The organism is Moorena sp., from assembly GCF_982860115.1.
Map to the genome: position 1 here is coordinate 18283 of NZ_CEYLVT010000004.1, position 23493 is coordinate 41775.

The following is a 23493-nucleotide window of genomic DNA, read 5'->3' on the forward strand; positions in this document are numbered from 1 at the left end:
TCTTCTGTACTTGTTATGCTAAATACACAGTCTGGCAGAGCGAGCAGGAAGCAGGGAATAATGCAAAGAGGCCGTATTAGATAATTTTGTTAGTTGAATAGCCGAATTTTCCTGTCTTGATGAAGTTGTTCATCGAGGAAGCTCCCAAGACCGAGCTGCATCGCTTCTACAATAAGCTTTCTGAGTTTTTTAACTGGAACTTTAGCATAAAAGGTACTGAAGACCCAAAACTATCTTAGACTAAATCTTGAGAGTGACCAATGCCCTCACTTAGACGCTTGGAGAAAAAACAAGAAGATTTGGAAGAAACCTATGAAAAGTTACGCAAAAGGTTGAAGAGGCTCAGGAACAGCTATGCTATTGAAACTGATACAGCAGAGAAGTTTAAGCTAGAGGAAGACATTGAAGAATATGAAGAAAAGCTTGAAGAAATAGAAGAAGAACTTGATGATATAGAAGAAAAAATCGAGAACTATCAGAGAGGCAATCATTCTCAGGCTATAAAGAAACCTCAAAACGTTGATACCTTACATAAAGTTTTGCTCAAGTTGGGGTATTGGCAGCAACAACAGCTATTTGAAAAAATTGTCAGAACCCATCAAGAATCTCACGGTGCATTTCTCATTCATGGTAAGTCTCGTGACTATGGTCAACGATGGTTAGCGAATCGATTAGCATTTAATGCTGCCCGAAACTTGGCAGGTAAAACTATCCTTATTGATCTAAACCGAAGAACCTTAAGGACTGATATGTCCAGTATTTGGGAAGAATTTGCAGGTAGAATTAGTTTAGCAGAAGAAAGCTCTCCTGGTGAGATTGTGACTGGACTGTTAAAGTTATGGCAATCCCAGCATGTTTTGATCTGTTTTAACAATGTCGATGAATCTATTGAAGAGAATTTGAGAGATTTAATTGATAATTTATGGACTGGGCTAGTTCAAAATATATCCCAACATCAACCAAGTCAATTTAAGTTGTTAATCTTTTTTCTAGATTATCAAGGATTGGTCAGGTCATGGAATATTGCTTTTGTCACTGATTACCAACCTGATTTTAAAAGTAGACTTCCCTTTGAATTACCAGAGATTATTCCCTTTGGTCGCGAAACTATTAGAACTTGGCTCGATTACCAAGAAGACTATTTACCAGAGACTCTTTCCCTTGATAAAGAGGAAACTGTTAAAATACTGTTGGCAAAGAAAGGTATTCCAGAGCCTACGTTTCGTAAAATTTGTGAGCTCTGCGGCTGTAATTGGTATGACCAGGAGGAAAAATGGTTTCGCCTGTAAATAAAGATTATCCTAAATACACGGGTCGAGTTCAACCCAAAAAGTCTGGAGAAACCTATCAGGGGAAACTCATTTATCCCTATCTTCCTAGCAAAGAATTAATAGACGCAGTGAATTTAGCGATTTACTTAAAGCGTCCACTACTGCTAAGGGGTGAGCCTGGATGTGGTAAGACTAAATTAGCGATCGCAGTAGCCTATGAGTTAGGACTGCCTTTCGAGGCTTGGTATATCAAATCCACTAGCCGAGCCAAAGATGGACTCTATACCTATGATACCGTGGGCAGGTTGCGGGATGCTCAATTGGCGGCATCTGGTTCCTTGACACAGGCAGAAAAACAACGATTTGATGACCCAACCTCCTATGTGCGTCTGGGACCATTGGGACGAGCCTTTAATAATGACAAACGTACGGTGGTCTTGATTGATGAAATTGATAAAGCTGATATTGATTTCCCAAATGACTTGCTTCTAGAACTTGAGGAAAAAATTATTAAAGTTGAAGAAGTTAGAGTCGATGATCAAGAAATGGAAATCAGTGCCAAAGCTGCACCGATTGTCTTTATAACCAGTAATGATGAGAAAGATTTACCGGATGCTTTCCTACGACGGTGTTTATTCCACTATGTTAAATTTCCTAAATCCCAGCAGATTGTGGATATTGTCAAAGCTAGATTTCCCGATATTGCCGATGAACTGACCAAAAAATCCGTTTCCCGATTTTTAGAATTGCGTGAATTGATGGCAGAGGAAACCGGACGATCTAGTAAAAAAGTAAGTACCAGTGAGTTATTAGATTGGATTCAAGCCCTAAAGCAAGATACTCTAGAAGAAGCATTACGAAAATTATCCCAAAAACCGCTTCCCTATTTAGAAGTATTGCTCAAGAGTTGGGAAGCACATATTAGTTATCTCAGGCTAAGTGAGGATACGGAATGAATGAGCCAGCACTGCTAGAGTTATTCCATCGTCTCCGAGAAGCAGGACTACCCTTAGGGTTAGAGGAATATCACCTGTTACTCCAAGGGCTGGATGGTGGCTTCGGTAAGGATGACCGCAATACCTTAGCTCAACTTTGTTCCACCCTTTGGGTTAAATCTGATCAGGAGCAACTTATCTTTCAAGAGTATTTTGACCAGTTAATTCCCGAAGATACTAGACAGCAAGTTTTACCAAGTACTACGGAAGCAAGTCGGTATCAAGGAAGGATTGTAGATAGCTCAAAAGCCGATGATGCCAATACCAAACAGCGTAAACCTATTCGACGGATTCGATACATTATTTTTGGAGTTATTTCTGCCCTAGTAACAGGTATCAGTATTCCTTGGCTATGGCCAAAACCACTGCCAGATAATCCTGGTACTTTAAGCTTTAAGACTATTCCCTTCTCTAACTCCCTTGGCATTATACAAGAGAATGACAAAAATCCCAAAATTCTAATTGCTCGTACTGGTGGCAGTAGAGGTGAGGTCAGTGCATCAATTATTATTGATGAAACCAAGGATTATTATCGCGGGCAATCATTTAATTATTGGAAAAATAAGATAGATAAAACAGAGGATGAGTGGATAAAAATCAAAGCATCATTTAAGGACTTTAAAAAAACTTCTATCACTGTGATCTTTAATGATGGTAAATCTGGAGTGCAAAAAGTTGATATTCCTATCTTAGATGACAAAATTTACGAGGGTAATGAGCCAATGAATTTGCAATTAACTAACCCTCAAGGGCAAGTTAAAATCAGTCCACAAGACACGGCTACGTTGAGTATTAATGATTCAGAAGATTTAGACTTATTTGCTTGGTTTAATTCTTTAGTAGAACGGTTTGGTGTTTGGCTAGAACTTGGTTTGATTATAATTGCAGGCTTGTTGACCCTACTGATTGTTGTGAACATGAGAAGTCCGCGCCAAAGAATTAGTGCTTCTGATTATGAAGATACTGAAGATCTGACAAATCTCCCCATAGCTAAGCTCTCTCCTAAAGTTATTCAAACCCTACTAGACGAAATACAAATTGCCAAGGCAATCAAACAGCCTGACAGTCAGCTGGGAGAGACTTTCCTGATTATCAATAACGATCTTCCGGTTACCTATCGGCAAATGAAGCAGGGGTGGCGCTATCTGCGACATTTGATGGGAGAGGGGGTACCAACGGAACTGGACCTGGAAGCAACCATAGATCAAATTGGACAACAGGGTTTTCTACTCAATCCGGTACTAAAGCCTCGTCGCATCAATAAGATAGAGCTTTTATTGCTGATCGATCAAGATGGCTCTATGGTGCCTTTTCATCACCTTTCACAAGCACTGGTGGATACAGCCTCAAGAGGTGGGCGTTTTAATCAGGTTAGGGTTTATTATTTCCATAACTGTCCCAGTGACTATCTTTACCAAGATCCATACCACCTAGAAGCAGTACCCATTGAAGATTGTCTGTCACAACTGCCAAAAACACGAGTAGTTTGCTTAATATTTAGTGATGCCGGGGCTGCTCGTGGACAGTTTAGTTCTAGGCGTCGTCGTCGCACCAAATTTTTTCTGAAGGAGTTAAAACACTATGTACCTCCCATTGCTTGGCTTAATCCTTTCCCCCGTGACCGTTGGGAATCCACCACTGCTGAGGCAATTGCCAAGCTAGTTCCTATGTTTGAAGTTAATCGTCAAGGACTTTATCAAGTCATCGAGACATTACGTGGACGGGATCGAAAATTCTACAACTAAAACTACTTCACCAGACATTATCCATAGAATTCAATCCTTTAGAGATAAATTTGGTGACCCACATCTGTATTTGGCATATCATGCGGCATTTCCCATTGCTCTGACACCTGATTTGCTCTACTGTCTATGGGCTAACTTTCAGCAAGATATACAGGGTGACAATTTAAACATCCCTTGGATAGCGGTGGCAGACTTACTACTATCCCCTCTGTGTCATGAAGTGGGACATGAGCTATACGAGATGGAGTTAGAAACACGAAATGTATTGCTAGAGGAACTCAACAGTAATCCTCGATTTAACCAACATAATCATCAGCGCATTGAAACCTTAGCTCATTTTCTGCTGGCTTATATAAAACCACAACTCAATAGTCCCAAGAATTCTGTTCGGACCATTGCTCAAGCTCAACGGTGGACTGCCCTAGCATATATCTACCCCGAAGCAGCAGCTCGTGACTTAGCATTACAACTGACCCAATTAAGTCTAGATCAAAAAACAGAGTGGGTGCGGATGTCTAAGTTAGCAGAAACACTGGCTAGTCCCCTCAGGGAAGGGCAATTTCAGCCTTTGTTGACCTACCTTGAAGGGATGCGGGATTTGGCTCGTGGCCATGAACAAGGAGCAGCCTCTAAGTTTGACCAGTTGCCAACCCAAAATAATCGCCTAGTCGTAGCAGGAGTTACTTTACCTATTCCAGAATTTGAGGAGTCAGTTTGGACTATTAATACTGTTAAAGTCCCTCCTCCTTCGTTACATCCATTGGAGTTTGAAAGGGCTGAACTGATTAAACGACCTAGATTTATGAGATTGGGTTCAAAATGGGTGATCAATCGTGGCCGGGGTCAGGCAGAGGTTTTTTATGAACAACTGGGAGAGAATACTGTATTGGAAATGGTACAGATCCCAGGAGGGGAATTTCAAATGGGTTCACCAAAGAAAGAGGGGGACTATCGAGAAAAACCCCAACATTTAGTTAACGTTGCTCCCTTCTTTCTGAGTAGGTTTCCTGTGACTCAAGCCCAGTGGGAAGCTATTGCCAGCAAAGATAAAGTTAGGATTGACTTACCATCTGCTCCCTCACGCTTCCCAGGTGAAAACCTGCCAGTAGAAGCGGTTACTTGGTTCGAGGCAATTGAGTTTTGTGAACGCTTGCAACTACAAACAGGTAGACCCTATCGCTTACCCAGTGAAGCAGAATGGGAATATGCCTGTCGTGCTGGCACAGCTACTCCTTTTCACTTTGGTGAAACCATTTCTCCCAAAGTAGCAACTTATGATGGCACTCAAGAATACCGTTCTGGACCAAAGCGTTATTATTATTTTAGTCAACAGACAACGGAAGTTGGCTCTCATCAAGCAGCCAATGTCTTTGGACTAGAGGACCTCCATGGTAATGTCTGGGAGTGGTGTGCTGACCACTGGTATGATAACTATATCAATGGGACCGTAGACGGAACTGCTAGGACAACTAACTCTAGAGAATCCCATCGGGTAATACGGGGAGGGTCTTGGATGGACCCTCCCAACGTTTGTCGTTCTGGCTATCGCAATGGTGTTCCTCCTGAAAACAGGATTCTCACAATTGGTTTGCGAGTCGCTTTGTCTAGTTAAGTCGAAAATTCCGCTTAAATCACACGCAATTTCGCGTTTTGATTCTAAATAACTTTTGAGTGAACAGTCAATATGAGTATTCTATCTGAACTTCAAAGTAGGAAAATCGGATTAATAGAATTAATGTCAATGGGGTTTGAGGTTTATCTGAAAAACTTGAAACCTATCCTACTGGTCTTTTCTACAATATATTTACCTTTCCTGATAATTATGTTAGCTGTGTCATTTCCGATTCAAAATAATCCTGAAGGATTATCATTGGTATTATTGTATCTTGGGTTATTTGTTTTTTGGATAGTTCAAAGTATCTATTTTATCGCCATATCGGTTATTACCGAAAATTATGTTCACGGAAGAAATACTAGCTATCAGAGTGTAGTCAAAAAAATATTGGCGAGCCTAGTTCCGCTATTATTCCTAGGTTTTCGATTTGGTATTAACTATTTGCTACGAGGTCTGCTACTTATCATACCAGGAATAATTTATCTCATCAATAATCAATACTATGGGCTTGCTTTTATTCTCCGAGACCAAAGAGGAAAAGCAGCTTTCGCTTATAGTCGCTCTATAGTTAAAGGAAATTGGTGGAGAGTATTTTTCTTCGGTTTTTTAGTTTTATTTATTGTCTTTGGATTACAAACAATATTTAGTAAATTATTGAATATTATTCCTTTCATAAACGATTTTTGGGTTTCCTTACTTTCACAGACCTTACCTCAATTTATCGTAATTGGAATTACTATTGGTAGTATACTTCTATTTCTTAACTTGGATTTTCAGATAAATTTTCAGAAAAATTTAGAAAGCTAATTACATCATAATCTACATAATTTAACCAAGCTTTTCTTCAATTTCCTCAATCTGCAACTCAAGTTTATCAAGTTCTCTTTGTGCTTTTTCTATATCCATATCTAACTGAAATTCAGTGCTAGGGTCGTTGGCAATAGCACGTTCATTACGCAATCTACGGAGTTTCTCTCTCGCTCTATCATAAGACTGTTGTAAATCTTCCAATTTTTGCTGAAGGCGACGACGCTTTCCAGGTGTTAACGGTTTAGAATTAGTCAAAATTTCCCCCAATTGCCCTAATTCAGACCAAGATTGATTCAAAACCTGAGTAGGAACTAAAAATCCGGCTTTAACATTCTCTCTACGCTTCTCTGCTGCTACTGCCATCCCCACCACTCCTGCTAACTCCTCATCCCACACAGGAGAACCACTAAATCCTGGCTCAACTTGATACCCAGGCACTTTAATATCTTCTATTTGTAGCCAGCCTTTGGCATTTTTGTCTCGCAATACTGCCGATGCCCATACCCCATGATCATGCCCTTTGGGAAAACCAAAAACTCTAATCAAATGGTTCCACAAATTCTGTGCTGTCACTAACTGCACCGGTTGAGCAGAGTCAGGTAATTTACGATTGAGCCTTAAGCCAGCAATATCTTCAATTAGTTCAGTCTCGGAAACAGGTTTCCAAAACACCACACTAGCGGTTAGTTTCTGACCGGGAGCAATCAAAGGAAAATCCAAGTTAATTGCTTCAGTAGGAGCGTCTTGAGTAGTTTGTAAAATTCCCAAGGCTTCAGTAATGACATGAGCACAGGTTAGCAAATAGCCGTTGGATACTAAAAACCCTGCTCCCACAACTGCGCCATTGCTATGATAGATTCTAACAATAGAGGTTTTAAACCCTTCAAAGGAATTAGTGGTCTGGTTCGCCATTGACTTATTTAGATTTATCTTATTTAGATTTATCTTGGGACCATTTCAGAGTAATTTCGTAGCTAACCTCACCACCGACAGAGGTAAAGATTGCCCCAGCATCAGCAGTGAGCTTCAACCCAATTTTCACCTCTACTTGATCAGCAGGAGTATCGAGGTCACGCAATTTAGAAATAATCGTAGACGCCACAGGTTTAACCTTTTCCAGTGCTTCTTCAAAGGACTGTTGAGCTTTAAGCACATACTTCCCAGAGGGTAAAGCTACCCGTTCAATGGCGTTGCTTTCTGGTTCTTCCACCTCTACCAGGAACGTAGTGCCATCGGACAAAGAAAATTCAGCCAGCTGTTTTTCTTTCATTAGTATGATTGAGGCTATAAAGAATTTTAATAGGACTTACGCATTTGCCCCCTAAATCCCCCGAGCAATCCCTCGCTCGGGGGATTTTGACCTCAGGTGTGGGGTTTAGGGGGTGGGGTGTAGGGTGTGGGGGATAAGAAAGCGATGCAGCGCCGACCTGCGGGGGTTTCCCCCACTCGCGCTTTGCATGGCTGACAATTAAGTATATTTTCTTATCCCCCACACCCCACACCCCACAACCCACACCCCACACCTGAGGTCTTTGTTAAAAACCTACCCCTGTGAGCCAGAATTGGGGGGCGAAATCAACTTAACCGCGTAAGTCTTGTCTAATTGTAGGGTGTGTTAATAACGTACCATTAACGCACCCGACTTCTTCCTTTTGCCTCTTGCCTTGCGCTTAGCGCTATACTCCCCTTAAGTGACCACTCTCTTCACCCCTGACAAAGAACCGTCACCGGTCAACAGTTAACTTCTCCCCCACTACTGCCGATCTTCCGATCTCGGAAACCTACTTGTTTGAATCTGGCCCAAGAAACATCCCTAATGGGATTACTCCATCTGTTAACACATTTGAGTTATTTGACCTGGGAAAAAGATGACAAGGATTAGGACAGATTTATTGACCAGAAATTTTTCCCGTAGCGGCTCCTACAGAGTATTGCCAAATTCATGCTTACCGTTGATAACAGGGTCAAAAATAAAAGGTTAAAATTATTCTATCATAACTAATTATCAAGCAAGCTGCTGTTCAAAATAGGCAGCCCAACCAGAAACTATGCCCGGTTTGGCTTCAACCCAATGAGTAATATCATGTCCCGATAATTCCCCTTAATAACAATCTCCCCATCTCCCTTTTACGAGAAGCAAACAGCCCTGCTATCAGTTGAGTGCTTGAGAGCAGTTTTCAGGAGCTCACCCTTGATTTATCTCTGATTATCGTTTAAGGTATCTAGTGTTTGAAAAACTTGGGATTGTGTAATGGTTACAGGTACAACGATTGAACCAAAAATCCATATAACCGAACAAAGAACCTACTGGCAGCAAAGGCTCTCAGGGGGTTTACCAGTGTTAGAAATCCCAATAGATTATCCACGTTTATCGGTGTCATCATTAAAGGTAGCAACAGAAGTTACCAAGCTGGATAGAGAGTTTTACCAAGATCTAAAAACCCTAAGCGATCGCTTCAATATCAGCCCATTTAGCGTCCTCCTGACCGCGTTGAAAATTTTGTGGCAACGTTATACGGGCATCGAAGATCTCATTATCGGGTCTGTGGCAACTAGCCTAAAAGAAACCAGGGGTTTGAAGACCTCCCAGCAATGGGAAGACAAGGGTGGAGTTAGGATTAATCCGATTGCCTTGCGGACAGATCTAAGCAGTGATGAAAGCAGTGATATCAGTGGGAAAGAAGTTTTAAAGCGGGTTAGCCAAACCGTTGAAGAAGCGGCCTTATATGGAGATTACCCATTTGAGGAAGTCCTCAAGGGGATGAACAGCAATGAAGAATTAGCAGAAGAATTAGCAAAAGCCTCGATTTTCCAAGTGATGTTGGTGTGGTGCGATCAACCATTCCCTCTGTCACAGACAGGAATTAGTGAAGCACAACTCAAAGAAATCTCAGCCTACACCAGCCAGTGCGATCTACTGGTGGTAGCTAAAGAAAAAGAAGGAAAATTAACATTAAGCTGGGAATACAACACAGAGTTATTTAAATCCGACTCAATTAGGCGAATATTGGGGCATTTCCTTTCCTTGTTACAAGCAATGATCGCCAATCCAGAGCAATCCATTGCGAGGATGCCCCTATTAACTGAAGCCGAACGGCAGCAACTGCTGGTGGAATGGAACGATACCTCAGCAGAGTATCCCCAAGATAAATGTATCCATCAGTTGTTTGAAGAGCAAGCTGAACGCACCCCAGATGCAGTAGCTGTAGTATTTGAAGAGGAACAACTAACTTACCGAGAACTGAACCAACGAGCCAATCAACTGGCCCACTATTTGCAAGAACTGGGTGTAGGGCCAGAAGTATTAGTGGGTATTTGTGTAGAGCGTACGCACTTAATGCTGGTGGGACTATTGGCAATCCTCAAAGCAGGTGGGGCTTATGTGCCCTTAGATCCAGCCTATCCCCAAGAGCGCTTGGCCTATATGTTAGAAGATGCCCAAGCACCAGTATTATTGACTCATTCGTCCTTAGTTACCCATCAAGAGTCATTAGTTGCCGACAAAGAACAATTAACAATAGTTTGCTTAGATACTGATTGGGAACTCATCTCTGAAAAAAGCCAGGGAAACACCGATAGTGGCGTAAAGCCGGAAAACTTAGCCTATACGATCTACACCTCTGGTTCCACAGGCAAACCTAAGGGAGTGCAAATTCCTCATCAATCCGTAGTCAACTTTTTAACGTCCATGGCCCAACGGCCTGGATTAAGGTCACAGGATACTCTGGTAGCAGTTACCACCATATCCTTTGATATTGCCGGACTAGAACTTTACCTGCCCCTTAGTGTTGGAGCCAAGATCGTTTTGGTCAGCCGTGAAGTAGCTTCTTCCGGGCAGTTGTTGGGGAAACTGATCAAAGATTGTGACGCTACGGTGATGCAAGCTACTCCAGCCACCTGGTATTTGCTTTTAGCATCCGGTTGGGAAGGTATCCCAGGGTTAAAAATCCTTTGTGGTGGCGAAGCGTTACCCTCAGAACTGGCGGATCAGCTCTTAGATAGGAAAGCTTCCCTGTGGAATATGTACGGTCCTACAGAAGCCACTATCTGGTCAACTGTCCATGAAGTAGCTAAAGGCAGGGAATCCCAAGCAGGATTAGATGCTCCAGAATCAATCGGCCAACCCATTGCCAATACGCAAATCTATATCCTCGATGCCCATCTTATGCCAGCTCCTGTTGGAGTCGCTGGCGAACTACACATTGGTGGAGCAGGGCTGGCTAGAGGTTATCGTAATCGTCCAGATTTAACCAAAGAAAAATTTATTACCAATCCCTTTGATCCATCAAAATCAGAACGCCTCTACAAAACTGGAGATTTAGCCCGTTACTTGCCCGATGGCAAGATCGAGTTTCTCGGTCGTATCGATCATCAAGTAAAAGTTCGCGGCTTCCGCATTGAACTTGGAGAAATCGAATCAGTGCTGAACCGACATGCTGGCGTAAATCAAAGTGTCGTTGTTGCCCAGGAAAACCAAGGCAATGGTGTTTCAGGAGGGGATAAACGCCTGGTAGCTTATATTGTTCCCAATCCCAACTACCAAGGTAGTGAAGAGAAAGACGACAGCGAAGCCCAAGCTATCCAAGAGCAATGGCAAGAGTTGTGGAACCTGGCTTATAGCCAAGAAGCAACTGAAGCCGATCCCACCTTCAACATCAGTGGTTGGAACGACAGCTATACTGGTGCGCCTATCCCAGCTACCCACATGCGCGAATGGGTAGAGGGGACAGTGGAGAGGATTCTCTCCTGTAAACCCAACCGCGTACTAGAAATTGGTTGCGGAACTGGGATGTTGTTATTTCGTGTTGCTCCCCACTGTTCCTCTTACTGCGGTGTAGATATTGCTCCCCAAGCCCTGCGCTATATCCAGGAACAGATGGATAAATTGGAGGGCAATTGGTCTCATGTCGAGCTGCGCCAGGGTTATGCTGACAAAGCTATTAAGGAAATTGAGGTCGGAGAATTTGACACCTTAATCATTAACTCAGTGGTGCAACTTTTCCCCGGTATTGATTACTTAGTAGACGTGATTGAAACCGCAGCGAAGTTGCTAAAACCTGGGGGAAGCATTTTCATTGGAGATGTACGTAGTTTGCCCTTGTTAGAAGCGTTCCACGCCTCTATACAATTGCAGCAAGCTCCCAGCTCCTTGACCAAAAAGCAATTGCTGCAGCGAGTGCGCAAAGCCATAGTCCAAGAGGGGCAAATGGCCATCGAACCGGGCTTTTTCACGGCCTTGGGGGCACATCTTCCCCAAATTAGTGACGTCCAAATACAGCTCAGGCGGGGGCGTTACCAGAATGAAATGAGCAAATTCCGCTATGATGCAATTCTTCATGTCGGTAAAGATATTTCTCCTACAGCAGAGCCGAGCTGGTTAAACTGGGAAGAGGCGAAAGGTAATGGTAATGATAACCAATTGAGTTGTATCCAGGAAATACTGGTGGCACAAGAGCCAGAGGTCTTAGGTATATTGGGAGTACCTAATGGCCGATTGTCTGAAGAAATTAAGCTTCTGGAACTGCTGCACAATGGAGAAACTGCCACAGTAGGTCAACTAAGGAAAAATCTCCAACAGTTAAAGGTTGATGCCATAGAACCAGAAGATTGGTGGGAATTAAGCGATAAACTGCCTTATACCATTGCCATTAACTGGTCTGACTCCCAAACTAAGGGTTGCTATGATGTTTTATTTCAAAAAGGCACATCTGCACCCAAGTTCCCCATGTCCTCATCTCCTGGTCTACCCTGGACAGCCTATGCTAATAATCCCTTACAAGGACAAGTAGCCAGCCAATTGGAACCAGAATTACGCCGTTATTTGCACAAAAATCTACCGGACTACATGGTTCCGGCTGGCTTTGTGACCCTAGAGGAAATGCCTCTGACCCCAAATGGCAAGGTAAATCGCCGCGCACTTCCTGCCCCAGACCGGTCTCGTCCCGATTTGGCGACAGCTCTAGTGAGGCCCCAGTCAGAAACAGAGCAAGTTATAGCTAAGGTATGGCAAGAAGTTCTGCAGTTAGAGGTAGTGGGGATTAAGGATAATTTCTTTGAGCTAGGTGGAAATTCTTTACTCCTGACCCAGGTTTATAACAAATTAACAGGAACGTTTGGCTCCCAACTATCCATTGTCAAGCTGTTTCAATACCCAACCATACAGCGTTTGGCTCAAAATTTAAGTAAGGTACAAAAAGAAGAACTAACTCTAAGTGACCGTAAACAAAAGAAAAGGCGTACCATTACTGGAACGGAAATAGCCATCATTGGCATGTCTGGTCGTTTCCCAGGTGCTAAGACTATTGATGAATTTTGGCAAAATCTGCGAGATGGTATTGAATCCATTTCCTTTTTTGGTGAGCAGGAATTGGAATTAGAGGATACCACCGTATTCAATCAGCCTAACTACATCAATGCAGGAGCCGTTTTACCTGGTGTTGAGGAGTTTGATGCTTCTTTCTTTGGCTACAGCGCCAAGGAAGCAGAAATTATGGATCCCCAACAGCGGATTTTCTTAGAATGTGCTTGGGAAGCTCTCGAAACTGCTGGCTACAATCCTCAAACCTATTCCGGATCAGTAGGGGTTTATGCTGGTTCGGGCATGAATACTTACTTAATCAACAATGTTCATCCTAGCCGCAGTTTTTCCCCCCAACGCACCTTTTTAGGTTCAGCCTTCGATCTTCAGGTAAGGTTAGCAAATGGTAAGGATTTTATGCCCACAAGGGTTTCTTACAAGTTGAATTTAACTGGGCCGAGCGTTAACGTACAAACGGCTTGTTCTACTTCCCTAGTGGCAGTACATATGGCTTGCCAAAGTCTGCAAAGCGGCGAATGTGACATAGCTCTGGCAGGAGGTGTTGCGGTTACAGTTCCCCAGAAGACGGGCTATCTCTATCAAGAGGATATGATTTTTTCTGACGATGGTCACTGCCGAGCTTTTGATGCTGAAGCAAAGGGAACTGTGTTTGGGAATGGAGTTGGTATTGTTATCCTCAAATTACTCAGCAAAGCCATTGAAGATGGGGATAATATCCAAGCTGTGATTAAAGGTTCTGCTGTTAATAATGATGGAGCCTTGAAGGTGGGCTATACAGCTCCCAGCGTGGAAGGTCAACTAGAGGTAATTTCATCCGCTATGGCAGAAGCTGAGGTGGATGCTAGTACGGTTACTTATGTAGAAACCCACGGCACAGGAACAGCTCTCGGAGACCCGATTGAAATAGGAGCCCTAACCCAAGCATTTGCCAAGAGTAGTGATAAAAAAGGCTTTTGTGCCATTGGCTCAATAAAAACTAACATTGGACATTTAATTGAAGCAGCAGGAATTGCTGGACTGATTAAGACAGTCTTGGCCTTAAAACACAAGCAAATACCGCCAACGCTCCACTTTAAACAAGCTAATCCCAACATTGATTTTGAAAATAGCCCCTTCTACGTTAATACAAAACTTTCTGAATGGGAAAGAAATGGAACTCCCCGCCGTGCTGGGGTAAGTTCTTTTGGTATGGGAGGAACCAATGCCCATGTGGTTTTGGAAGAAGCGCCGGAAGAAGGGAACAGGGACTTCGGAACAGGGAACAGGGAACGTCCAAGGCATATTTTGACTTTATCGGCAAAGACTCAGAAAGCTTTGCAGGAATTAACAGAGCGTTATGTTAGTTATCTTGATGGTGCTCAAGATGCAGAGTTGGCAAATATTTGTTTTACGGCTAATACAGGACGCAAACACTTTAACCATCGTTTAGCGGTTGTGGCTGAATCATTACAGCAGCTACAGGAACAATTGGCAGCTTTCCCACCATCGATGGTTGGTGTAGTAAATACTCAGCAAAAACCAAACGCGATCGCTTTTCTGTTTACTGGGCAAGGTTCCCAGTATGTGGGCATGGGTCGTCAACTTTACGAAACCCAACCTACTTTCCGAGAAGCCCTAGATCACTGCGACCAAATCCTGCGCTCTTATCTAGACCAATCTTTACTAGAAGTACTTTATCCCGACTCTGACCAGTCACTAGGCACTGATAACTGCTTACTGAATCAGACGGCTTATACCCAACCGGCTTTATTTGCGATCGCATATTCCCTGTTCCAATTGTGGAAATCTTGGGGCATAGAACCCGATTTAGTGATGGGTCATAGCGTAGGGGAATATGTCGCTGCTTGTGTGGCTGGAGTGTTTAGTCTAGAAGATGGCTTGAAACTGATTGCCGAACGGGGAAGGCTGATGCAGGCTTTACCTCAAGATGGGGAGATGGTCTCTTTAATGGCTTCATTAGAACAAGCGATCGCAGCCATTAAACCCTATGAAAAAGATGTTGCTATTGCTGCGATTAATGGGCCTGAAAGTATCGTAATTTCTGGAAAACGCGAAGCGATTAATGCCGTTATTACCACTCTGGAAGCTGATGGCATCAAGACCAAGAAATTAACGGTTTCCCATGCTTTCCACTCACCCTTGATGGAGCCAATGCTGCAAGAGTTTGAGCATGTGGCTCGACAAATCAGCTTTTCTTTACCACAAATTAAGCTTGTAAGTAATGTTACTGGGAAAGTAGCAACGGCAGAGATAGCAACCCCAGGTTATTGGTGTCGTCATATTCTCCAGCCAGTCCAATTTGCTGCTAGTATGAATACTTTGGAACAGCAGGGTGTGGAAGTATTTCTAGAGATTGGTCCCAAACCAATCCTCTTGGGAATGGGTCGCGACTGTTTACCGGAACATCAGGGATTGTGGCTTCCTAGTTTGCGTCCTCAACAAGATGATTGGCAACAGCTGCTGACTAGTTTGGGTCAACTCTATGTCCAGGGAATATCGGTAGATTGGTTTGGTTTTGATCAAGACTATGGGCGCTCTCGGGAACAACTTCCTACTTATCCCTTCCAGCGACAGCGCTATTGGGTAGAGGCTCCTGATTGGTATCGGCAGGGACTACTTCCTCACCCAAATGGTAATGGTAACGGTAATGGTAACGGTAATGGTAACGGTAATGGTAACGGTAAAACGAGCCACCATGAAGCACTGACCAAAACCTCCGAGAAGTCTCTGGACAATTGGCTTTATCAGGTAGAGTGGCGTATCAAAGAGCGTCAGGGTTCTGCACTACTCAAGCCGAAAAACTGGCTGATATTTACTGATAGTCAAGGAGTTGGCCAGCAGTTAGTTGCCCTACTCCAGTCCCAAGACCAGGGATGTACAGTTGTCTTCCCTGGTAAGGAGTACGAACAGATAGCTCAGCAAACGTTCAGGATAGACCCTGCTAATCCTCAACACTATCAGCAGCTCTGGGAGAAAATCTCGAACATTGATGGGGTGCTACATTTATGGAGCTTAGATTCCTCCCTTGACCTAGAGTTAGCCTCAAGCATTAGCTGTGGCAGTACTTTATATCTAATCCAAACTCTCCTGAAGCAAGATGGGTTACCTCCTCGCTTATGGTTTGCTACCCGAGGAGCGCAACCAGTGGGCGCAAATCCTGCTGTACCTGGAGTGGCTCAATCTCCCTTATGGGGCATGGGAAAAGTTATTGGTTTAGAATACCCAGAATTCAATTCCGTCCTGATGGATTTAGACCCCAACCCAGCAGTAGATGAGATCCAAACCCTATGGGAAGAAATCCAGTCAGAGGATAAAGAAGACCAAGTAGCATTTCGCAACCAAGCTCGTTATGTAGCTAGGCTAGTATCTCGCTCCCCTGTTGTTGAAACAAACAAGCCTCTGGTGTTCCACAACGATCGCAGCTATCTAATTACTGGTGGCTTAGGAGATTTAGGTTTACTGGTAGCCCAGTGGATGGTAGAACAAGGGGCAAAAAACCTGGTGCTAGTAGGACGAAGTAGCCCTAAACCAGCGATCGAGCATAAGTTAAAAAAGCTAGAAAACTCAGGTGCTCGGGTGGTAGTAGCCCAAGCAGATGTGTCTAATGCAGGGCAAGTTAGCGAGTTACTAACTAAGATAGAGCAATCCTCGCTTCCTCTAGGGGGTATAGTTCACGCCGCTGGAGTTGTTGAGTTCAGCGGACTGTCGCAGCAAGATTGGCAGGGCTTTTCCCAAGTTCTGGTTGCCAAAGTGCAGGGAACGTGGAATCTACATGCTCTTACCCAAAACCAGCCTTTGGATTTCTTTGTCTGTTTTTCCTCCATTGCCTCCTTATTAGGTTCTCACGGTCTAGGGAGCTATGGGGCAGCTAATGCCTTTCTCGATTCCATAGCAGCTCATCGTCAAGCCTTGGGATTACCTGCTTTAACCGTTAATTGGGGACCTTGGGATGAGCTAGGAATGGGGGCAAAACTGAATACTGACCATCAGGGGCGAATAGCTGCTTGGGGGCTGGCAAACGTAGCTCCAAAGCAGGGATTGTTTGCACTTGAACAACTGCTTCAACAAGATCTAGCACAAGTAGGTGTAATGTCAGTGGATTGGGACAAGTGGCTACGGCAATTCCACAGTCTGCCACCTTTCTATGAAGATGTTGCACCAAATACTACTGTAAATACTACTGTCAGGGAAACAAATCTTGATTTTAAGACAGAATTACAGGCAGTTCCTGCTAACCAACGTCGGGATTTGTTAGTAGAGCGCGTTCGTACCCAAGTTGCTAAAACCTTAGGATTAAGTTCTCCAGATCAAATAGAACTGGGGCAAAGGTTAATTGATTTGGGTCTGGATTCTCTAATGGCAGTTCAGTTGAGGAATCATCTCCAATCCAGCATGGGCTGCTCTCTACGTTCAACTCTACTATTTGACTATCCAACCATAGAGGCAATGGTTGATTATTTATCCCAAGAACTTCTTGCTGATCTCGATTCGCCAAGCCTACCAACCCAAAATAACTCCACTGGAAGCGACTCCTTCCTTTCTACCTTAGTGCCCATTCAGCCCGAGGGTTCCAAGCCTCCTTTATTCTTGGTTTCCGGAATTCTTGGCAATGTCTTTGACTTCCAGCAGTTGGCACGTCATCTAGGTTCGGAACAACCGTTATATGGTTTGCGTACCCTCGGTCTTGAAGAAGACTTGCAACCTTATACTCGTATGGCAGATATTGCTGCCCACCATATTAAAGCTATACAAGCAGTTCAACCCAACGGACCCTATTTATTAGGTGGTCATTCTTTTGGAGGCAAAGTGGCTTTCGAGATGGCTCAACAATTACGGAATCAAGGACAGGAAGTATCTTTGCTGGCCATGATGGATATTCAGGTAGAGGTTCCGGCTCCAGAAAAAGATGCAGCTCAATGGGATAATACCAAGTGCATAACCAACCTAGCCAGTATTTATGAAAGCATTTTGGGTCAAAACCTCAAGATTTCGCCAAAAATACTCGAGTCTCTAGATGCAAATCAACAGCTGAGCTATCTCCTGGAACAATTGCAAAAGGCTGGACAGATGTTGAGCGAAACTGAGTTGAAGCGAATTCTGGCAGTTTACAAGGCTAATACTGAAGCCAGTGTGAGCTATCTACCCCAGAAGATTGATTCAACTCCGATTAACTTCTTCCGAGCCAGTGAAGTTGGTGCTTTAGGGGATTATTTACCTAATGAAGCAATGACTCTAGAAGATCCAACTTGGGGCTGGAGTCAGCTTTCTACCCAACCCGTTAAATTGCATGTTGTTCCAGGTAACCATTTCATGATGATGATGGAACCCCAAGTTCTAGTTGTAGCTCAGCAACTGCAACGTGATTTGGATCAGATTAGAAAAGTTAAGCAATCATAGCAATTATCGTTTGAGTGAGGTCTATCTTGGAGAGCGGGTTTTAGTGTCATATCTCAATCTGGGCAAGATGTTGGCCTAACCCCCCTCCTAGAATTATTTGTACCTCATAAATATGAAAAAGCTAGTTAACATAACTAGTAGCCTGATCAAAATAATGCATGATCACCCTAAGGAATGCCAAACAAATGAGTAAAAAAACAGATAACGTACATTTGGTCTACAGTTCTCAAAACAATCAAGAATTAGCCGAAAGGTATGATGTATGGGCTAAGGAGTATGAGCAAGATTTGCTGCCCGAGAACTATACCGGACCAGAACCAGCTATCGAGGTTTTGGTCAAGTATGTCTCTAAAGAAGCCAAAATTTTAGATGCTGGGGCGGGAACTGGGCTAGTCGGGCAACTTTTGCATCAGCGCGGATATGGCAATCTAGAGGCAATGGATATTTCAGCAGGGATGCTGGAAGAAGCGAGAAAAAAGAACGTTTACACCGCACTTAACCAAGGAATATTGGGCGAATCTTTAGCGTTTGGAACGGACACCTTTGATGGGATTATTAGCGTCGGAACTTTCACCTTAGGCCATGCTCCCAGCAGTGGTTTTGATGAACTAATTCGTATAACCAAGCCAGGGGGATATATTATTTTTACTATTCGTCCCGATTATTACCAGAATAGTGATTTTAAAGATAAGCAACCAGCCCTAGAAGCTGCTGGTAAGTGGACGTTAGTTGAAAAAGGAGAGCCATTTCTAAACCTACCTGAAGCCGAACCAGATATTTATTTACAAGTCTGGGCCTATAAAGTTTGTTAGTTCTTGAAATCAAACTCTAAGAAACAGAAAAACAAAGGATTAAATTACAGTATAAAGAGTTAATTGAAAGCGATCGCTTTCTAACTCTTTCTGGCAAAGGTTTTCATTACATCTGGTTATGTCAAATAACCCCAACCTACTTCGTTGAGGTTGGGGCTTGGTAGACAAGCAACTGCCGTGATTGACTAGACCATTGAGCCGAATTCTGGAACAAACGTCCAGATTCTTCCCCAGTCTGAACCTCTTTAAAACTGTGTTGTCAGTTGCTGTTAAAGACAGGACATCTTGGATTCGGTGGTCGAGGGGACGAGTCATTGACTCAAATACTTTTCTCGTGAGGTTTATCACCATGTTACGAGTCCCAGTTATTTCACCTGATGGCAAGCCATTAATGCCTACAAAAGCTTCTCGCGCTCGTCGTTGGCTCAATCAAGGTTTAGCTGTCATTTACCCAAATGATCTAAATGTTTTTGCTGTTCAGTTAGTTAACCAACCGTCTGGAGAAAAAACCCAGGACATTGCTGTTGGCATTGACCCTGGAAAACTTTTTTCTGGCATTGCTGTTCAATCAAATAAGGTCACTCTTTGGACAGGGCATTTGATTCTCCCGTACAAAAAAGTGCGAGAACGCATGGACACTCGGCGAATGATGCGTTCGCGTAGCGTCGGCTTCGCCGAAAGAACTCGTAGAAGCCGTCGAATAAACCGCAAGATAATTTTTTCGCAAAGGTCTCATAGGCAAAAGAGATTCTCGAACAGGATAGGCAAAAAAGTGCCCCCTTCAATTCGGGCAAACCGTCAATTAGAAAACCGAGTGGCAAGAGAACTTTGTCTTTTGTATCCAGTAAATGCCATTGTCTACGAAGTAGTTAAAGCTAATGGCAATCAAGGGTTCTCTCCTGTGATGGTAGGCCAATATTGGGCAATATCTCAATTAGAAAAAATAGCTCCAGTGACTCACAGAGAAGGCTGGGAAACTGCTTTAAAAAGAGAAGCACTAGGGCTGATCAAGGACAAAACTGACAAAAGCCGACAAACAGTCAATACTCACGCAGTAGATGGAATAGCTCTGGCTGCTACTCATTTTTTCCGACGCAAAAATTACTATTACCGTAACGGGAAATTGAGTATCCCAGAAAACTGCGATTTGACTAATGCCGTGTTTTCCGTAATTAGACGTGCCCCTACAAGTCGCCGTCAATTACATCTATTGCAATTTTCCAAAGGTGGAAAACGACGTAAATACGGTGGGACAACCACTACTCATGGTTTTCGCAAAGGAGACTATGTTGAGGCAGTTAAAGCCGGAAAAACCTACCGAGGTTGGGTAAGCGGTGAAACAGCTAGACAAGTTTCTGTTAGTGATGCCAATTGGAAACGAATCGGACAGTTCACAGCCCGGAAAGTCCGACTTCTAAAACGTTCAACGGGCTTAATTGTAAACCACAAATTGGAGGCGCGGCTTTCCTCCCCATCCGTCGCAGGAGTGGGGTATCCAGCCGCGAAGAATTGATGAAAATTGTTTGTGTCCTCGGTGTTATCATCCCAGTTCGTTTCAGAAAATTAACGATCTCAGCGATTGCCTCGAACTGCCAAAACCCAAATCCGTGCAGCTGATCTCCCCCCAGACCGATAACACCATTATCCCTTACTCCCCTTAAGTAACAACTACCTTAATCGCTGATAACCTAGCGTCACCCGTCAAGTCAACGGGTAAAATCAAAGTTTTATTGCGCAGAATAATTTTTGAAACCAAAATGCTTGATAATGAACTTCACGAATTTAACAGACTTAACTCAAGTTCACATCTACTACCGGATTCACTATGTCCTTACCCAACTTGATTGACAAGTCAATAGCTTCCGACCAACTCCAATTAACCCATCGGCCTCGACGTCTGCGCCGTACAGCAGCCTTTCGTCGGATGGTCCAAGAGACTCAACTGACGGTTAATGACCTGATTTATCCAGTATTTGTGATGGAAGGTCAGGGTCTAAAACCAGAAGTTAAGTCCATGCCAGGGTGTTACCGCTATTCTCTGGACTTATTGCTCAAAGAAGTAACCGAGGCATTTGAGCTGGGGATTAATGCGATCGCACTTTTCCCCCTCATTCCCCAGGACTTGAAAGATGCTACCGGTACTGAAAGCTACAACCCTGATGGATTAATCCAACGCACCATCAGAGCAATTAAGCAAGAAGTTCCAGAGCTGATGGTAATTACCGATGTTGCCCTTGATCCCTTTTCCAGTGATGGTCATGATGGCATTGTCACCGAAGATGGCACTATCCTAAATGACGCCACCGTCGAAGTATTGATAAAAATGGCCCTATCTCAAGCTGCAGCAGGGGCAGATATGGTTGCGCCTTCCGACATGATGGATGGACGCATTGGTGCAATTCGTAAAGCTCTAGATGGTGAAGGCTACACTGATGTCGGAATTCTGGCCTATTCCGCTAAATACGCCTCCGCTTATTATGGTCCATTCCGGGATGCCCTAGATTCAGCTCCTAAATTTGGTGACAAGAAGACTTACCAAATGGATCCCGCTAACGCCCTTGAAGCCCTCAAAGAAATTGACTTAGATATCTCAGAAGGGGCAGACATGGTGATGGTTAAGCCAGCCTTAGCCTATATGGATGTTATCCACCGGGTTAGACAGCATACTAATTTACCCGTTGCTGCGTACAACGTTAGTGGTGAGTACGCCATGATTAAAGCAGCCGGTCAGAATGGTTGGATTGATGAGAAAAAAGTCATGATGGAAACCCTGACTAGCATGAAGCGGGCTGGTGCTGACTTAATTTTGACCTATTTTGCCAAAGAAGTAGCTACAATCCTGCAGTAAGGCATTGAACCGTAGTTAGCGCTCAGCGGTCAGTTATCAGCCGTCAGCCTTTGGCCTTTAGCTCATACTTGATAGCACCTCAAGTAGCGTGGTCTTTGGTTGATAGTTGATAGCACCTCAAGTAGCGCATTAGCTGGTAACTGATAACTGATAACTGATAACTGATAACTGATAGGTGATAAATAAAGAAGATATCATTAGGCTTAATATTGATAAAGTCTCGGCTGTAACCGGTAGTCTGTAGGCTACCCACGAAAAACACAAGCAAGCCTATAGTTGATAGTCTAGAGTCGAGAAAGCAAAAGTCGCTAGGTTACACATAATATGGTGGTGAAGCAAAATGAGCTAGAGCAATGCTATAGAGTTCTTGAACTGGAGCCTGGAGCATCACCGGAAGAAGTGAACCAGGCTTACAAGGATTTAGCATTTATTTGGCATCCCGATCGTGTTCCTGAGGATAATCCTCGCCTCAAGCAAAAAGCTGAAGAAAAACTTAAGTTACTCAATCAGGCACGAGAAAAATTGCGATCGCATCATAAATCACCCACTGCTTCACAAAAACAAGCTAGGGGCAGAACACAGTATCGGAATTATCGTAATTCAAATCCAAGACCAAAACCACCACCATCAGCCCAGCCAAACCCACCAAACTATTACAAATACAAACAACCAGAACGATCTAGAGCCCAAGCATCGACGACCGCTCAACCTCGGACTCCCAAGACCCCTACTAACGCTAGAGCCCAACCATACACTCCCGCCCAACCTCGGACCCCCAAGACCCCTGCTGAATCAAGAGCCCAACCATACACTCCCGCCCAACCTCGGACCCCCAAGACCCCTGCTGAATCAAGAGCCCAACCATACACTCCCGCCCAACCTCGGACTCCTAAGACCCCTGCTGAATCAAGAGCCCAACCATACACTCCCGCCCAACCTCGGACTCCTAAGACCCCTGCTGACTCTAGAACCCAGCCATCCACTCCCGCCCAAACTCGGACTCCCACACCTCCTCCTGACTTGAGTGGTGCTGATTTTAGAGGAGCAGACCTCAAAGAAAGAGACTTCTCAAATCGGAATCTGCAATCCGCTAACTTAAGTCAGGCTAACCTAAAAGACTGCTTTCTCCATCGGGTCAATCTTGCCGAGGCTAACCTCGAAGGTGCTAATCTATTTAGAGCCAATTTATTTCAAGCTAACCTCAGTAAGGCTAACTTACGAGAGGCTAATCTAATTGGAGCTGATTTGAGTGGAGCTGATTTGAGTGGAGCTGACATGAGTGGAGCTAAAGTGGGTTCTAATGGTAAGCTCTTGGTGAAACTGACAGGGGCAAACCTAAGGGGGGCAGTTTTGCCCGATGGCAGTATCCACGACTAGGAGCAAATTTGAATTAAATTTCAACTATTGATCATCTTGATCATCCTTTTCCAAATCTGGGAACGGGAGAACAGGCAATCTCTGCCCTCGAAACACTTCTTCACTACTAATACCTGTGGTTTCTAACCATGAACCCATAGCTTGTATTGAGAGTATACCTAAGAGCATTGGAGCAGTCCCTAGACTTACAAAGAATTTTGTGGGCATTTCTAAATTAAAGAAGTCAGCAGACCTGATTTCTGGTATTTCGGGTTTAGAAGAAGACATCTGGGTTATTTTTAGTACAAATGAACTAAACAAAGCC

At 43.7% G+C, this 23493-nt stretch carries 14 protein-coding genes; 10 read left to right on the plus strand and 4 right to left on the minus strand.

The window, feature by feature from the left end:
• Positions 1-260: 260 nt before the first annotated feature.
• The 5 genes from AC4II3_RS01450 to AC4II3_RS01470 all read left to right on the plus strand — a co-directional run bounded on the left by AC4II3_RS01450 (position 261) and on the right by AC4II3_RS01470 (position 6433).
• Entirely contained in the window at positions 261-1289 is a 1029-nt protein-coding gene (locus AC4II3_RS01450; RefSeq protein ID WP_488009290.1) for a hypothetical protein, read from the plus strand.
• The gene (locus AC4II3_RS01455) at positions 1274-2227 is read left to right on the plus strand and encodes an AAA family ATPase (RefSeq protein ID WP_488009288.1); all 954 of its coding nucleotides are present in this window, start codon (positions 1274-1276) and stop codon (positions 2225-2227) included. The genes AC4II3_RS01450 and AC4II3_RS01455 overlap by 16 nt, the downstream gene beginning before the upstream one ends.
• A complete protein-coding gene (locus AC4II3_RS01460) occupies positions 2224-4011 on the plus strand; it encodes a Calx-beta domain-containing protein (protein WP_488009286.1) in 1788 nt (595 codons plus the stop codon). The genes AC4II3_RS01455 and AC4II3_RS01460 overlap by 4 nt, the downstream gene beginning before the upstream one ends.
• The gene (locus tag AC4II3_RS01465; protein WP_488009284.1) at positions 3983-5623 is read left to right on the plus strand and encodes a formylglycine-generating enzyme family protein; all 1641 of its coding nucleotides are present in this window, start codon (positions 3983-3985) and stop codon (positions 5621-5623) included. The genes AC4II3_RS01460 and AC4II3_RS01465 overlap by 29 nt, the downstream gene beginning before the upstream one ends.
• A 72-nt stretch (positions 5624-5695) precedes the next feature.
• Positions 5696-6433: a hypothetical protein gene (locus AC4II3_RS01470; protein WP_488009282.1), complete on the plus strand. Its 738-nt coding sequence runs from the start codon at positions 5696-5698 to the stop codon at positions 6431-6433.
• A gap of 21 nt (positions 6434-6454) precedes the next feature.
• On the opposite strand, the gene AC4II3_RS01475 is transcribed toward AC4II3_RS01470, so the two are convergent.
• Positions 6455-7348 (minus strand): S1 family peptidase, encoded by an 894-nt coding sequence (locus AC4II3_RS01475; RefSeq protein WP_488009280.1) that lies wholly within the window; start codon positions 7346-7348, stop codon positions 6455-6457.
• 19 nt (positions 7349-7367) lie between these two features.
• The gene (locus tag AC4II3_RS01480; protein WP_075896425.1) at positions 7368-7706 is read right to left on the minus strand and encodes a CU044_2847 family protein; all 339 of its coding nucleotides are present in this window, start codon (positions 7704-7706) and stop codon (positions 7368-7370) included.
• Between the two features lie 981 nt (positions 7707-8687).
• Here AC4II3_RS01480 and AC4II3_RS01485 point away from each other — a divergent pair.
• Both AC4II3_RS01485 and AC4II3_RS01490 read left to right on the plus strand, forming a co-directional pair.
• Complete coding sequence (locus AC4II3_RS01485) at positions 8688-18152, plus strand: amino acid adenylation domain-containing protein (protein ID WP_488006595.1); 9465 nt, start codon at positions 8688-8690, stop codon at positions 18150-18152.
• Between the two features lie 185 nt (positions 18153-18337).
• Positions 18338-18964 (plus strand): class I SAM-dependent DNA methyltransferase, encoded by a 627-nt coding sequence (locus AC4II3_RS01490; RefSeq protein ID WP_488006594.1) that lies wholly within the window; start codon positions 18338-18340, stop codon positions 18962-18964.
• Between the two features lie 39 nt (positions 18965-19003).
• Here AC4II3_RS01490 and AC4II3_RS01495 read toward each other — a convergent pair whose 3' ends face one another.
• Positions 19004-19315 (minus strand): hypothetical protein, encoded by a 312-nt coding sequence (locus tag AC4II3_RS01495; protein WP_490722758.1) that lies wholly within the window; start codon positions 19313-19315, stop codon positions 19004-19006.
• Here AC4II3_RS01495 and AC4II3_RS01500 point away from each other — a divergent pair.
• The 3 genes from AC4II3_RS01500 to AC4II3_RS01510 all read left to right on the plus strand — a co-directional run bounded on the left by AC4II3_RS01500 (position 19314) and on the right by AC4II3_RS01510 (position 23189).
• Positions 19314-20477, plus strand: coding sequence for an RRXRR domain-containing protein (locus AC4II3_RS01500; protein ID WP_488006592.1), 1164 nt, complete (start codon positions 19314-19316; stop codon positions 20475-20477). The two genes, AC4II3_RS01495 and AC4II3_RS01500, sit on opposite strands and share 2 nt — an antisense overlap.
• Before the next feature lie 312 nt (positions 20478-20789).
• Positions 20790-21812, plus strand: coding sequence for a porphobilinogen synthase (gene hemB / locus AC4II3_RS01505; RefSeq protein WP_287266181.1), 1023 nt, complete (start codon positions 20790-20792; stop codon positions 21810-21812).
• A gap of 324 nt (positions 21813-22136) precedes the next feature.
• Positions 22137-23189, plus strand: a complete 1053-nt coding sequence (locus AC4II3_RS01510; protein ID WP_490722759.1) for a pentapeptide repeat-containing protein — start codon at positions 22137-22139, stop codon at positions 23187-23189.
• A gap of 24 nt (positions 23190-23213) precedes the next feature.
• On the opposite strand, the gene AC4II3_RS01515 is transcribed toward AC4II3_RS01510, so the two are convergent.
• A complete protein-coding gene (locus tag AC4II3_RS01515; protein ID WP_488006586.1) occupies positions 23214-23456 on the minus strand; it encodes a hypothetical protein in 243 nt (80 codons plus the stop codon).
• Positions 23457-23493 lie beyond the last annotated feature (37 nt).